Origin of the sequence: Vibrio sp. Y10_XG_PY6 (genome assembly GCF_024181795.1) — a bacterium.
Taxonomy (GTDB): Bacteria; Pseudomonadota; Gammaproteobacteria; order Enterobacterales; family Vibrionaceae; genus Vibrio; species Vibrio diabolicus.
Genome location: NZ_JAMZAQ010000002.1, coordinates 1,179,142 through 1,194,265, shown reverse-complemented (window position 1 = coordinate 1,194,265; position 15,124 = coordinate 1,179,142). Strand labels below are relative to the sequence as shown.

At 43.4% G+C, this 15,124-nt stretch carries 12 protein-coding genes; 10 read left to right on the top strand and 2 right to left on the bottom strand.

Features of this window, described 5'->3' with window-relative positions; genetic code table 11:
* Positions 1-317: 317 nt before the first annotated feature.
* On the top strand, positions 318-1,088 hold the full coding sequence (locus NL644_RS13880; protein WP_253658515.1) for a TerC family protein: 771 nt from the start codon (positions 318-320) through the stop codon (positions 1,086-1,088).
* A 160-nt stretch (positions 1,089-1,248) separates the two neighbouring features.
* Entirely contained in the window at positions 1,249-1,851 is a 603-nt protein-coding gene (locus NL644_RS13875; protein ID WP_005394168.1) for a 2OG-Fe(II) oxygenase, read from the top strand.
* Between the two features lie 61 nt (positions 1,852-1,912).
* Here NL644_RS13875 and NL644_RS13870 read toward each other — a convergent pair whose 3' ends face one another.
* On the bottom strand, positions 1,913-3,178 hold the full coding sequence (locus NL644_RS13870; RefSeq protein ID WP_053807368.1) for an HD domain-containing phosphohydrolase: 1,266 nt from the start codon (positions 3,176-3,178) through the stop codon (positions 1,913-1,915).
* A 625-nt stretch (positions 3,179-3,803) separates the two neighbouring features.
* Between NL644_RS13870 and NL644_RS13865 the strand changes: the two genes are divergently transcribed.
* The 8 genes from NL644_RS13865 to NL644_RS13830 all read left to right on the top strand — a co-directional run bounded on the left by NL644_RS13865 (position 3,804) and on the right by NL644_RS13830 (position 14,454).
* On the top strand, positions 3,804-4,997 hold the full coding sequence (locus tag NL644_RS13865) for an iron-containing alcohol dehydrogenase (RefSeq protein WP_253658514.1): 1,194 nt from the start codon (positions 3,804-3,806) through the stop codon (positions 4,995-4,997).
* 161 nt (positions 4,998-5,158) lie between these two features.
* Positions 5,159-6,364, top strand: a complete 1,206-nt coding sequence (locus NL644_RS13860) for an aromatic amino acid transport family protein (RefSeq protein ID WP_065646762.1) — start codon at positions 5,159-5,161, stop codon at positions 6,362-6,364.
* A 274-nt stretch (positions 6,365-6,638) separates the two neighbouring features.
* A complete protein-coding gene (locus NL644_RS13855; protein ID WP_253658513.1) occupies positions 6,639-7,763 on the top strand; it encodes an HD-GYP domain-containing protein in 1,125 nt (374 codons plus the stop codon).
* An 87-nt stretch (positions 7,764-7,850) separates the two neighbouring features.
* The gene (locus NL644_RS13850; RefSeq protein ID WP_005377723.1) at positions 7,851-8,069 is read left to right on the top strand and encodes a hypothetical protein; all 219 of its coding nucleotides are present in this window, start codon (positions 7,851-7,853) and stop codon (positions 8,067-8,069) included.
* Positions 8,070-8,394: 325 nt separating this feature from the next.
* Positions 8,395-9,159: an ABC transporter ATP-binding protein gene (locus tag NL644_RS13845; RefSeq protein ID WP_005394180.1), complete on the top strand. Its 765-nt coding sequence runs from the start codon at positions 8,395-8,397 to the stop codon at positions 9,157-9,159.
* 10 nt (positions 9,160-9,169) lie between these two features.
* Positions 9,170-10,054 carry an ABC transporter substrate-binding protein gene (locus NL644_RS13840; RefSeq protein ID WP_253658512.1) on the top strand — a complete coding sequence of 295 codons (885 nt, stop codon included), beginning with the start codon at positions 9,170-9,172 and terminating at the stop codon, positions 10,052-10,054.
* Positions 10,051-12,027: a Fe(3+)-hydroxamate ABC transporter permease FhuB gene (gene fhuB, locus NL644_RS13835; protein ID WP_253658511.1), complete on the top strand. Its 1,977-nt coding sequence runs from the start codon at positions 10,051-10,053 to the stop codon at positions 12,025-12,027. The genes NL644_RS13840 and fhuB overlap by 4 nt, the downstream gene beginning before the upstream one ends.
* 204 nt (positions 12,028-12,231) lie before the next feature.
* Positions 12,232-14,454, top strand: a complete 2,223-nt coding sequence (locus NL644_RS13830; RefSeq protein ID WP_253658510.1) for a TonB-dependent siderophore receptor — start codon at positions 12,232-12,234, stop codon at positions 14,452-14,454.
* Positions 14,455-14,495: 41 nt separating this feature from the next.
* On the opposite strand, the gene NL644_RS13825 is transcribed toward NL644_RS13830, so the two are convergent.
* Entirely contained in the window at positions 14,496-15,044 is a 549-nt protein-coding gene (locus NL644_RS13825) for a hypothetical protein (protein WP_005394187.1), read from the bottom strand.
* Between the last annotated feature and the right edge of the window lie 80 nt (positions 15,045-15,124).

Genomic DNA, 15,124 nt, shown 5'->3' with positions numbered 1-15,124 from the left:
AATGTATTTAACGTGTTGCGTAAAAATAATTTGAGCTTTGTAAGATTAAAGAACTCTCTTGGATTTGTTAGGTCTTTGGCGTTTTTCTTTCTTCAACTTTAGAATTTCTATTTTATTTATCTTTCTAGTGCGAGGGCTGAATAGTTTGTGTACGAATGAAAAGCCGTCATTACCTATTAAAAATAGCCATTGTGTTGTTGATTGTTTGGTGATTTACTCAAGATCCTTAAGTAACAGAGGTATAAATAATTAATGGACGACCCCTTTAGTCGACAGAACCCTTCACCGTATGTCTTCCCATCACTGGAGGCGTACTCATGTTAGAACTTTTCATGCAACCAGAGGCTTGGGCGATTTTTGCCACTTTGTTTGCGCTTGAAGTTGTCTTAGGCGTTGATAACGTCGTTTTTATCTCCGTCCTATGTGAAAGATTGCCAATGCATCAACGTAAACTGGCAAGAAACCTTGGTATCGGCCTTGCTGTTATTGCTCGTATTGCATTGGTTTTTTCTATCTCTTGGATTATGCAGTTGACTCAACCACTGTTTTCCGTCGTAAACCAAGCGCTTACCGGAAGAGACGTGATCATGATCGCGGGTGGTGCATTCCTATTGGCAAAAAGCCTGAAAGAGTTGTGGAGCTGGTTAAATCACAATGAATCTGGCCACTCGACTCATGCTCGTACTGGATTAGCGGTAGTGCTGCTGCAGATTGTTGCTGTGGATGCGGTATTCTCAATGGACTCGGTGATAACCGCCGTCGGTTTGACAAGTGATGTCCCGCTTATGGTCGCGGCGATTGTCTCGTCTGCAATCGTGATGGTAATGACTGCTGAAAAAATCAATAATCTGGTGACGCGCTATCCCGGCTTTAAAACGTTGGCATTGCTGTTCCTGGTTTTATTGGGTGGCTTATTGATGGCAGAAGGCTTCGCAATTCATATCAATAAAGGTTATGTGTACTTTGCGATGGCATTTGGTTTGATTCTGGAACTTTGTCATATCCAGCTAAAAAACAAACAGCGTCCTAGCATTAAGCGTCTTCGTCCGTTGCGAATTCGAGCAACGAGATTAGAAGCTCGTCAATAACAAACGACATTGCCGCTCACATGAGCGGCATTTTTGTATCTTGTATCGTCATTTTTAATTCTCGTTTTGCTTCATTGTCGTCTCGATAAAAAATCGCATTTGTTGTTGTGTCGCAGATTTTTTATATAAAGCGCCCAACTAACACGAGTGAACGAAAATAATGAATAAAATGATCGATGCGTTAGCAACCAATGGCTACTACATCTGGGATGATTTTCTTTCTGAACAAGAGGTGGCTCAACTGCGAGATTGCATTCCAAGCAATTGGAAAAAAGCACGTATTGGTCGTAACGATGATGTGACTCGTATTGAATCTATTCGAAGTGACAAGATTCAATGGTTATCGCCAAATATGGGGCATGCTGTTGCTTCTTACTTGGATAAAATGGAAGAGATCCGCCAAGAAGTGAACCGTCACTTGTTTCTTGGACTTTTTGAGTACGAAGCTCACTTTGCCAAGTACGAGAAAGGGGACTTCTACCAAAAACATTTAGATTGCTTCAAAGGTAACGAAAACCGTCGATTGACGACCGTTTTTTATATGAACGAATCCTGGACGGAAGAAGACGCGGGTGAATTAGTAGTATACGATTTGAATGACAATAAAATTGCAACCATTCCCCCACGCTCAGGGCGTTTGTTCGTATTCTTATCAGAGCAGTTCCCACATGAGGTGTTACCAACCAATGCCGAGCGTTTTAGTATCGCTGGTTGGTTCAGAATCAATGGTGTGCGAGATAATTTACTTGATATTGCTAGGTAGCTGTTTGTCGGCCTAGTCTTATCATCCTAAAAAAGGGGGCGTGTGTTCGCCCCTGTTTTGATTAAACGTCGGTTGAGAGTTCGTAACACTCTGTCATGTTTCGTTCTAATACCGCATAAACGTTAGAGCAAAGTTCCTCTTTGGCTATTTGCTCACCCATAATGTCGGCGATCTGTGTTTGAGTCATTCGTCCTCGATAGGGGCGATCTTGAGACAGGGCTTGGAAGACATCCGCGACAGCAATGATACGCGATGGAACATCGAGCTCGTCGCCTGTTTTGTGATAGGGATAGCCCGACCCGTCTAAACGTTCATGATGATTGGAAGCCCACTCAGCTATTTTCGCGTTAGGGAAGACCTTATGCAATGCGAGCTGAGTATCAATGGTATGGCGTTTAATGCGCGTGTACTCTTGTTTGTTCAGAGAGCCTTCTTTGTGAAGGATTTCATCTGGTGTTTTTAACTTTCCAATATCATGCACCAGCCCTGCAATATATAACATTTCTTGATCGTGCTCGTTTAGCCCAAGCTTAATCGCGAGATACCGAGATAACTCCGCCACTTTTTGTGAATGTTGATAAGTGAATGGGCTCTTTGCATCAACAATTTGAGCGATAAACATTCCCAAACTGTTCATATCTTGGATGGTTAATTGCTTTTGAAGCCAATCAATGCTTTTAAAATTTAGGCCTATGGTTTCAATATTTTCCGACTCCATCGCGAACCAAAACGCGTCGGTCATGACGAGTTTAACCATTGCTTCGGCCATACTTGGATTAAACAAGGTTCCAACGTTTGCCATGATACACTCAGCAATCAATTCCTCATGAAGCGTGACAATGTCACAGTGGCAGTTCATGACGTATTTTGAGCGCATAAAATCAAGGCGATCCGATAAGTAGAGCAGGGCGGCCACCTCTTTTTCAAAAGGCGGTAAATCGAGCTCTTTTAGTTCGCTCCAATGTGTATGGTGGTAAAGAACTGGTGTCGCAAATTGGCGCAACAAACGACACTGCTTGAGGCTTCGGTACCCTCTTAAGCAGTGTGTTTTCACGTCTTGTGGCACCAACTCTCCAAGTAACATTTTATGTTCTTGTGTTTCGGAGACTCCACAGTCGTGGATCATACCTGCGAAGTAACAAAACTCCGCTTTTTCTGGCTCCCAACCCATGACGCGAGCACATTGGTAAGCGATATAAGCGACACGATGGCTGTGGTGAGTATCGTCAACACCGACATAATCAAGTGCTCGAGCAACCCAGATAAGTGCTTGTTTTAGATCGACTTCAAAGCCCGTGTCCGTATGGGAATGGCAAGAATGATTCATGATTTATACCGACATTGCTAATTAGCCCACGCGAAACCCAAATCAGAAGGTGATAGGAAAATTGGGTACGACAGCGAATAGACCCCAAAAAGGTGGGCGTTTAGACGTAGTTTTAATTATGGGGCGGATAATAATCCTAGTTGCATAACAATATCACCTGAAGCTCATGATTAAGAGTCAGTTATTTGAACTAAGTATTAGTTTTGAAAGATTATTGTTGCTTTTATTGACTTATTTGAAAACGACAATAAATCATGATGTAACGCATTCTTATTTGTATTTTTATAAGTGATGTTCGGATTAGATTACTGATATACCGTACCGTTATGTGATTAAGTAGAATCCATATTTTTGAGTTTGTATGAATGATAAGGCACCTTCAATAACCACTTTATGATCGGCAAAGCCGAAGAGGGGTGAGTTATTAAGGTAACGCTAATGGAAAATCATAAAAAATAATTTTCTCTACAGCTCATGTGGTGTGGGGAGATCAAGATAACGGTATTGCTCCCTCTGCAGCATTTATGTGTTGATGGAATGACTTAATTAAAAAATGTGTGATTGCAAAGTAAGCATAGGTGATAAAAGTAGCTAGAATGATAGCTCTAAATGAAAAGGATTTCGTATGTTGAAGCATCGCTTATATCGGACTTACACCGCAGGGCTAAAAATAGCAGCTCTTATCCTTCCTATGCCGAGACCAACCTTGTTTTCTGGCCCCGGTTCGATGAATGAGCTATTAGAATCGATGACCGAACTGGGATTTAAACGCGTCTTATTAGTTACCGACGAAGGGTTAGTCCAAGTCGGTATTGTCGATAAGGTGCTCAAGGCGGCAGCACAACTCGATTTACAGTTAGATGTTTTCTCGAAAGTGCAGCCCGATCCTACCTATGATCAGGTAGAAAGCGGTCTAGAGGCTTACCATCGTTTTCATTGTGAGGGCATATTAGCTTTGGGTGGTGGCTCGGCAATGGACTGCGCAAAGGTCATTGCTGCGAAAGTTACCAATAAACGGCCAATAAAAAAGTTAGCTGGACTATTGAAAGTATGGCGAATGCCAGCGCCTCTGTTTGCTATTCCAACGACCGCAGGAACAGGAAGTGAGGTCACCATCGCCGCGGTCGTATCAGATCCCTCCTCACACATTAAAACCCCTTTGATGGATCCAAAGTTGGTGCCACTAATGGCAGCTTTAGATGCGAACTTAATGATTGGTTTACCTCCTAAGATCACGGCTGATACTGGCGTTGATGCATTAACTCACGCTATTGAGGCGTATGTGTCGAGAAATGCTACTCAAGAAACTAGGGCTTACTCTGTTGCCGCCATTAAGTTAATTTTTAAGCATCTTCCTCGGGTCGTAGCGCAAGGGGATGATGTTGAAGCTCGACATAAAATGGCCATGGCATCCTACTACGCAGGTTTAGCATTTACGAAAGCGAGTTTGGGTTATGTTCATGCGTTTGCTCACACATTCGGTGCGAAATATGGAATACCTCATGGCATGGCAAACGGATTAGCCTTGTTACCTGTGCTGCGCTTTTCATTATCAGAGATAGAGCCTCAACTAAGAAAACTCGATGCGTTGACGGCCGAAGGGCAGTCAGGTGAGGCGAGTGCTCAACACTTTTTGACGCATGTGGAGTCTTTGTTTGCAAGCATTGATATTAAGCAGACAAGTGCGCTCATTCAGCGCGAAGATGCTGATGCGCTTGTAGATTTAATTCTGAAAGAGGCGCACTGGAATTACCCTGTCCCTAAGTTCATGAGCAGGGAAGAATGTACTCAGCTATTGTTGGATATTAGTGATGTGTAAGTTTTTATTTACACTTGTGGTTTTTTATCCTTACACTTTGCTTGATCTTCTGCTGAAGATCCTACAATATCGACAGCATTACAAATATGGTATTGGTTTCGGTACGCCGTTACCCGATTTAATACCGATAATTCCTAATAAAGTGTAAAGATAAATATACAATGAGTCGTTCTAAAGTATTCGGTAGTACTCTAATTATCGCGGGAACTACAATAGGTGCTGGCATGCTAGCCCTTCCACTTGCCTCTGCCGGCATTGGTTTTTCAACTTCAATCATCATCATGCTCAGTTTATGGGCTCTGATGGCTTTCACTGCCTTACTCATGCTAGAGCTTCATCAGCATGCAGAAAGTAGTGCAACTCTTCATACTTTAGCGAAGCAGATCCTGGGCCAAAAAGGCAAGTGGGTGGCAAGTTTTGCGATGTTGTTTCTGTTCTACTCATTGTGTGCAGCGTACATCGCTGGCGGTGGTGCTCAGTTCGGAGACCGCCTTGCACAATGGTTTGACCTTGATATTTCAGGGCCTACATCAACGATAATCTTTACCTTGATTGTGACTTTAGTTGTGACAGTTGGTACAGGTACGGTCGATAAAGTTAACCGCGTGTTGTTCGCGATGAAACTTGTTGCGATGGTTGCTGTGCTTTCTTTTCTTGCTCCAAACGTTACGGAATCTTACTTATTGAGTATGCCGATTGAGCAAGGTCTTATTGTAGCGGCGATTCCTGTTATCTTTACTTCGTTTGGTTTCCACGGAAGTATTCCGGCAATTGTGAATTACTTAGATGGCGATACTTCTTCTTTGCGCAAAGCCGTTATTATTGGCTCGACGATCCCGCTCGTGATTTACATCTTTTGGCAGATCGTGACATTGGGTGTGGTTAGCCAAAGTACGCTTATTGAAAACGGCGGGTTGAGCGCCCTTATTGGTCAACTATCGCAGACGGTGCACCAATCAAACTTAGGCAACATTGTCGGTGTATTTGCTGATTTGGCACTGTTAACGTCATTTCTTGGTGTGAGTTTGGGTCTATTCGAATTTTTGGGTGATACCATCAAAGGGAGCAACGATAAGCCTAATCGCTTGGTTGCGGCACTCGTGACGTTTACCCCACCGCTGGGCTTCGCACTTTTTTACCCTCAAGGCTTTATTATGGCTTTGGGCTATGCAGCGATTGCCTTAGCGATTTTAGCCATCTTTTTACCTCTGGTTATGGTGATCAAGGTTCGTAAATCGGATGATTTTACAGGAGAGTACCGAGTAGCTGGTGGCCAAGGCGCATTAGTGATAACGGGTATCGCTGGCACAGGTATCGTATTAGCTCAGCTGTTAATTACGCTGGGTGTGCTTCCTGCTCTGGGCTAGTTGTTTAGAACGTTCTCTGAATAACCTCTAGTTACTGAATCCATCGTAATCAATCAGTATTGTTAAGCCAACGAGTTTCGCTCGTTGGCTTTTTTAATCTGGATCAAATTACCGTAAGATATTCGGTGAAAGAATTGGTAGAAATGTGCTTTTATTTCGTACACTTAAGTTGTGGTATATCGATAATTTAAGTGGAGAAAACCGCTCAAAATACCATTGAATTTACAACACAATGAGCTTCTCTTGTTTCTCTGCTTGGGTGTGGAGGTGAAGTATGGCGCACCGGAGTTTTTACCCGTTTGCAAAACCGCTTAATGAGCAACTGCAAACGCTAAAGGGCAGGATGCAGGCGCACTTGCCGTGTATTGATAGGGTGTCATTTGCTAAATATCACCCAGACCAAGATGTGCTCAAGTCATTTGCAGAAAGTGAGTTCGACACTTGGTGTTTAGCCCACCATGAGTCAGCATTCCGTAAACTCCACCACCTCAATATTGCCTCCAAAAACGCGATTCCTCGGATCGTCGAAGACCTTCACGATATTAATCACTGTCCTCGGGTTCAAACCTTACTCAAACACGGATACCAGTCGTCGGTTGCGATTCCTTGTTACGACAATAAAGCATTTACAGGCTTTGTGTTTTTAAATTCCACTCAGCCCAATGCGTTTAGCTTAGAAGCGTTGAATAGTCTCAAACCTTATTTCGAAATGATTCAATTTGCGGTTGAATCAGAAGACCACGTCGTTAGCGCGATAGAAACGTTGGCGAACCGAATGCAATGTATGATGCCAGGCTACTCCCCTGAGTTTTACGCGCATACCAAACGAATGAAGTACTACAGCCAAGTCATCGCAACGCAGTTAGCGGATCGTTATCACCTGAATGATGAAATGGTCGAAGATATTGGTATTTTTGCTCAATTCCATGCGCTCAGTGATATTCAGTTGCCAGTTGAAATTGCTAGTCGCCGAACAAATTATACTCAAGAGCAAGAGGCGATATTGATTCAACATATTGAGCGTTGCATCGACTCTGCCGATGACATAGTGGCTCGTATCGGAAATCCGGTTCACCCGAGTGTGACTTTGTTTTTGCAGATGGTTACTTATCAATACGAAAACTTAAATGGTACTGGTTATCCGTATGGTTTAACCAGTGACGATATACCAATCGCCGCGCAAATTACGGCTGTCGCGAATGCCTTTGATTTTATGACGACGCACCATCCGTACAGACAAGCGTGGTCCATCCCATACGCATTGTTAGAACTTGAAAAATGGGTATATCAGGGATGGTTATCTCGAGAATGTGTTAATGCTCTGCGAGAGCATCAAGGTTATATAAAGCAAATCATCCACAAATATCCGGAGCACTATACAGGCTTGGGGTTAATGTGAAGAGCAGTAACGAAGTTGAAATGTTGACGAGGAGGAATATTTAAACAATACTGTTTTTATATACAGTAATAAGTTTGGAGGTGAAGTATGTTGTGGGAAACCCTTGAAAGAGTAAACCGCTTACGCCAACAAGCACTTGCAAATCCTGAGTTTGTTGAGTCAGCAAAAGAGCACGAACAAGCACTTCAGGAGCAAGAATACCATTATCAAACGAAGAAAAAGCGTTCAGCCAAAGACAAACAAGGTAAAAAGTCGCTGGCCGATATCTATAAAGAAGTAGAGTTTGGCGCTGACGCTCGTCATTAATTTATTCACTGCGGCATTTCTCATTTCTTCATGCGCCGCAGTATTCATTCAAATTTATGCGAGGGCAGTGGTAGACCGCTGCTCTCGTTGACCTGCCGACAATCCACTAATGAAGTCATCCGCAACAAATAATCATTAACGCTTAGTAATTCTCTCAATGATCTTGTTGATGTAATGATAATGACAACGGTTTGCATTTGTATCTTTGTTGTTATATAAAACCTCCCTTATTAATCGTTCTGTTGAATAAGAACGGCAAACGTGATGAACGAATGAAAGCGATTGATTAGCTTTCATTTGTGAATGGCTATTAGGTGAAGTAGGGATGTTGGAAGCTAAAGCACTCCAGTTTGAGATTGAAGGCAAGTCATTGCTAAAAGCGTTTGATGTGACATTTGAACCTGGGAAAACATACGCTCTTGTTGGGCACAATGGTTCAGGAAAATCCACATTGTTAAAGTTGCTGGCACAGCAACAGCCATACACCGCTGGTGACGTGGTTCTGCATGGAACGAGCATTAACGATCTCTCAGCGAAAAAATTCGCCCAACACATTGCCTACTTGCCTCAGCATCTTCCGGTGACCGACAGTATTTTAGGTCGAGATTTAGTCGGTTTTGGTCGTTACCCATGGCATGGTTTACTTGGTCGTTTGAGCAAGAAAGATCATGACATTGTTGAAGAATCAATGGCGATGACAGGAACACTAAAATACGCAGATCGCTTAGTTGATACGCTATCTGGAGGGGAGCGCCAACGAGTGTGGCTAGCCATGCTATTAGCGCAAAAAACCGAGTATTTGCTTCTTGATGAGCCTTTGTCTGCGTTAGATATTAGCCATCAAGTCGATATGTTGAAGCTCATCTCTAAACTCAGTAAAGAGTTGGGTTTGGGCGTTATTATCGTATTGCACGACATCAACTTAGCGGCGCGCTTTTGCGATCATATCGTTGCATTACATCAAGGTGATTTGATTGCACAAGGCAATGTTGAACAGGTGTTTACTGAACCTAAGCTAAGGGACATATACGGGATAGAGATGAAGATCTCTGACCACCCTGCGGGTTATCCGGTGGCGATGCCAAGCTAGAGGTTGAATAATGAGCAGTACAAACACTCGACTTAAGCATTTCTCTTTCGCTCTCTCACTTAGTGCGCTTTTGGTCAGTTCCTTTCAAGCAGTAGCAGAGGCGTCACCTCGGGTGATGTCGGTTGATTGGACACAAACTGAAACGATGTTGGCGTTAGGGGTTGTGCCCGTAGGCGTCGCTCAAGGGCAAGATTACGATGCTTGGGTAAAATCGCCACCGTTACCACCTCAAACTAAGGATGTAGGGTTAAGAACTCAACCCAATATAGAGCGTATTTACGAGCTCAGACCTGACCGTATTTTTATTGCCCCGTACTTCTCCTCAATGAAGCATCGCTTAGTCGATATCGCCCCCGTTACCACGATTGACTTATATGAAAGCGGGATTACAGATTGGTCGGTACTTACTCGTTTCACTCGGAGGTTTGGTGAAGAGCTAGGAAGAGAAGCGGAAGCTGAGGCACTTATACAAAAATATGAAGAACGTTTCTCTTTATTAAAACAGCGCATAAACAAAGACCAGCCGCCGCTTTTAATGATTCAGTTTATGGATACGAAGCACGTTCGTGTTTTTGGTCAGAATAGTCTTTACTCTCAGGCTATCGAAAAGATTGGGCTGAGTAATGCGTGGAACGAAGAGACAAATAGCTGGGGCTTCAGCTTAGTCGGCATCGATAAGTTAGCAGGTATAAGAGCCCAAATTGTTATCGTTGATCCATTGCCTCACGGTGGCGAAAAGCAGCTCTCTCAAGATCCGTTTTGGCAATACGTTGTTCAACAGTCTGGTGAGAAGGTCATGCAAGTCGCGCCTGTTTGGAGTTTTGGTTCTATGCCTTCAGCGCTTCGGTTCGCGGAGTTAGTTACGGCGAGTAAGGTCGAGGAGTTAGAACAATGAAAGCCATGCCTTTAAGCCTTGTGGTGTTACTTTCGGCATTTACCTTTTCTATTGGTGCTTTCCAATTGTATCAAGCAAGTTCATTCTCACTGGCTCTTAGCAGTTTATGGAAACCTAACTTTCAATCTATCGATTCCGTCTTACTTCACTTTAGCTGGTGGCCTCGAGTCTTCACCACGATTATATCTGGTGCTGGATTAGCGGTTGCTGGGGTATTGATGCAGCAAGTTCTGCGTAACCCTCTCGCTTCACCCACGACACTTGGTGTGGCGAGCGGTTCAAGTTTTGCTTTGATGTTAGCTACGCTATTTGCCCCTTGGATGTTGGATATAGCACCTAATTTGGTTGCTCTCATCGGCGGTGTGACATCGATGGGGTTGGTGATGCTGTTGTCATGGCGACGAGCGTTATCTCCAACGGTTGTCGTCGTTTCTGGGTTAGTGATAAACCTGTACTTTGCATCATTAAGTACGGTTATTCTGATGATGAATACCGAAAAGCTGAATGGATTAATGATATGGGGAGCGGGCTCGCTTGTTCAAAGCGGATGGGGAGATTTCTCGTATCTTGCACCTCGAATCGCACTTGCCACGGTTATCGCATTTGTGTTTGCAAAGCCGTTAAGCTTATTGGAGCTCTCTGAGAAAGGTGCTAAAAGTTTAGGTGTCTCGCTAGCCAAACTGCGCTTTGTCTGTCTTGGGCTTGCGGTACTAATCACTTCTTGGGTCGTTTCTGCAGTAGGAATTATCGGTTTCATCGGGTTAGCAGCGCCTGCGATTACTCGATTGATAGGTATCAATAAAATCCAGCATAAGCTTTGGGTATCGATGCTGATTGGTGCCATGTTATTGACTTTAACCGATTTGGTTATTCAGCAACTGCCAGGGCTAATGGCGAGTTTTATACCAACGGGAGCAGCAACGGCTGCACTGGGCGCTCCGCTACTGTTATGGCTGCTACCTCGCTTATCACAAAAGACGCAGGGCCATACTCAAACGGTGTTAACTCGGCATCGTCAACATGTTTACAAGCTAAACCCTAAAGCGATCTTATTGGCATTGATCGGTACGCTAATTTCCGTTGTTCTTTTTGTCACGGTTTCTGTGCAAAATGAAGGGTGGACAAACTTGTTTGCTAGCCAAAATTGGATTTTTTTGGAATGGCGCGCGCCTCGATTATTTGCAGCAGCAATTGCGGGGGCAATGTTAGCGATTGCTGGAACCATGATTCAACGGCTAAGTGGAAACCCAATGGCCAGTCCAGAAGTGATCGGCATCAGTTCAGGGACAGCGATGGGGTTGATTATCGCGATGTTTACTGGGTTTGGTTCGTCAATTTTCACTCTTTCTTTAGGCGGGCTTGTAGGTGCATTAGCGACGGTATTGGTCATTGTGCTGCTAAACCGTAAATCAGGTTTTCAGCCGGAGCGTATTTTGTTGACTGGTATTGCTATTACCGCACTGATGAATGCAATACAGAGCTTTATTCTAGCCACTGGTGACCCAAGAAGTTATCAAGCATTGGCTTGGTTGTCTGGGTCTACCTACTATGTTTCGGTTGAAACGTTACTCCCATTGTCTTTATCTGCGCTTGTTTTTATAGGGTTGAGTTTTCTCTGCGTAAGATGGCTAGATATTCTTCCTGTTGGCGCCGCTTCCTCTAAAGCACTTGGGATTCGCGTTGATCGTTCACGCTCGATACTGCTGCTTTTAGTTGCTTGTCTCACGGTCAGTGCGACATTGGTTGTTGGTCCTATTAGCTTTGTTGGGTTACTGGCTCCGCATTTAGCTCGCTTATTTGGCTTTAACAAAGCGTCACAACACATGTTATGCGCCGCGATATTGGGTTCCGGCGTGATGTTGTTGGCCGATTGGTTGGGACGACAAGTTCTTTACCCGCAAGAAGTACCAACAGGGCTGATGGCGTCTCTCATTGGCGGTTTGTATCTGATGTGGGGATTACGTCGTTTATAGATACCAGCTAAGCCTCAACGAAGAAAGTACTTATACAACAAACAAGCACTCGCAGTGGCATTCGTAACCTATGCGAGTGCTTTATGCAGAACCTCTGGTTTGTCTTTTATGGAAACAATTGGCGATGCTGTAACTCGCTTTTCTTTCAGCGATCGCTGAAGTCATGAAGGGTTAGTTTGGCTGCCGACAAAAAAGGAGAATAATATGACTCGGCAGTTTATGCTGACACCAACGTCAATGGCGGTTGTATTAGCGTTATCAACGCCAAATGTCTTAGCTCAGGAAAATCAAAATATAGTCGTGATTGGACAGCAGCAAGACAGTGCAGTTGGTCCTGATTTTAGTTATCTTGGAGCGAAGAGTCGGGCAGCGACGAAAACTGATATTGCCATCAATGAGACTCCAAGAGCGGTGTCTGTTGTTACGCGAGAACAAATGGATGATCGTGCCTCTATTAGCATTTCTGACGCACTACAGTACACACCAAGTATTCAAACTAATTATTTCGGCGAAGATAACAAGCAAGATTGGTTTATTATTCGTGGTTTTAAACAGGCGAACAGCGGGCTGTATCAAGATGGTACCCGTTTATATTCTTCTGGTTTTTATAGTTGGCAAATAGATCCGTTTGCTTTGGAAAGGGTTGAAGTTTTACGTGGTGCCGCTTCTGTTCTTTATGGGCAAAACCCTCCTGGTGGGGTTATCAATGTCGTCAGTAAGCGACCTCAATTTGATGGAGGCTCAGGGCTTGTATCTTTGGAGTACGGTTCTGAAGACCGTAAACAACTTTCTCTTGACGTAAACTCTGAGGTGAGTGAGCAGTTAGCTTTCCGCTTTCAAGGGTTAGCGAGAAAAAATGGGACGAGAATTAGTGGGGTAGAAGCAGAACGCATTCTTCTCTCTCCATCAATGACGTACAAATTTAATGAGACGTCTGAAATTACCTTTCTAACGAGCTATCAAAAAGACGACTCAGATCCTTATCTGCAATTTTTGCCAGTTGAAGGAACGTTAACGCCAAACAAAAATGGAAAGATCAGTGATAGTTTAGCGATAGGCAATCCCAACTGGGAGACGTTTGAGCGTGAGCAGGTGTCTTTAGGCTATGAGTTTTCTCATGCGTTTAATGATACCACTTCGTTTGTTCAAGCTGCTCGTTACAGTGAAATGGATGTTAAGTTGAGACAAATGTATTCGTACGTTTACTCGGCTGATGTACCTGGGTTGGGGCCGATTTTAGATCCATCAAATGAACGCAAGACCATACTTCGGGGCGCTTCAACAGAAGATGGATCATCCGATGCTTTTAATATTGATAATCGTTTGATGCACCAAGTAAATTGGGGAAGCGTTGAGCATAACTTGATGTTGGGTTTAGATTTTCAAATGATCAGTATCGATGGTAAGGACTTTGCGAATGATCCTATCGTTGCTGATGGTAATGCGCTCTTAAACACACCAATGGGAGCTTTGCCTGACCCTAGGTTTAATGTATTTAATCCCACTTATTCGGATAATATAACGTTACTCGATCCGAATACGCTACAGCCATTGAGCGAAACCGATAAGCAAAGAACGAAAGTTGAGAACCGACAGCTCGGTGTCTATTTTCAAGATCATATGCTGATTAACGATAAATGGACAATGTTATTGGGTGCGCGTTACGACGATACAAGTAATGAAGTACATAATGTTACCACGGGTGCTCGCACGAAAGTCGATAATGGAGAGTGGACGTTTAGCGTGGGAACGGCTTATATTTCTGATTCTGGCTTCACGCCATATTTTAGTTACTCTCAGTACTTTGATCCAATTATTCAAGAAGACAGCAATGGTAAGTCAGCGAAGCCGGAAAGCGGTGATCAATTTGAAATCGGTGTAAAATACCAACCGGATTCATTCGATGGCTATTTCAATATTGCAACGTATCGGGCAACAAAAGAAAACTTGGCTCGTATCTACTTGAGTGAATTGACGCAAATAGGAAAAATAGAAAATAACGGCGTTGAGTTTGAAGCTGTAGCCAATGTGACACCTTCTTTAACATTAATCGGAAACATAGCCTATGTTGATGCAGAGATAAAAGAAGACGTCAATAAGACATGGGTTGGCAAAACACCTTCTCAAGTCGCGAATACCGTATCATCAGCTTGGGCACATTATCGTTTCTTTGATGGACCTCTTGATGGCTTTGCTGTTGGCTTAGGTGCGCGCTATACAGGTGAGTCATACGGAGATAATGAAGAGAGACTAAAAGTACCAAGTTACTTTTTAATGGATGCGACGGTCAGCTATCGCATTGGAGATTACAAGCTACAAGTCGCAGCCAAAAATATCACTGATAAAGAGTACATAGCGACATGTGATGGTTTTTGTTGGTATGGCGATCGACAAAATATTATTGCCAGTTTAACTTACGATTGGTGATTTAACGGATAAATAAACACCCCTAGTGTAGGGGTGTTTATTTAGAAATCGGCTTTGCGGACAAAGTGTGGGTTTTTGTACTTTTTCTGCGGACCAAACGATGATACGACGAGCTTGTTCCATAACGTTTTGTCAAACTCACCCTTTGGAATCGAAGGGTAGAGAGTTTCCTCTTCTTCTCTTGCAAAGTTCATGTACTGTTTCTTCTTAATTTGATTGTACTTTTTGGCGATCTGGTTATGTTTTCTTACCCACTCCAGTTTGTAATTGTGGAGCACTTTTTCACCTTCTTCCGCACTCATTCGAGATAGGAATAATCGCTTGTACGAGACCTTTCTGTCCAACATTGTGCGCATGACGGTTTGGATATATTTACCGTGGTGCGTGACAGTAATATCTTTTTCGTCAATAGGAGTGACGCACCAGCCTTTAGGTAAAAAGTCTGGCTTCTTAAATTGCTTATTACGCTCCATTAGCGCCTGATGTAAAACTAAATCAGAGGTACCGCGGAACGTTTTTTGCCATTTACCGATACGAATTTGAATCGAACCAGGCAAGCGATAGATGTTAGTAAACTTATCTTTGTCCATGGACTTGTGTCATGAGATTAATATGCATTATTAGAAAGTGAAAAACAGTCTAGTGCGAAGGGCACCAGACTGAAGTACCG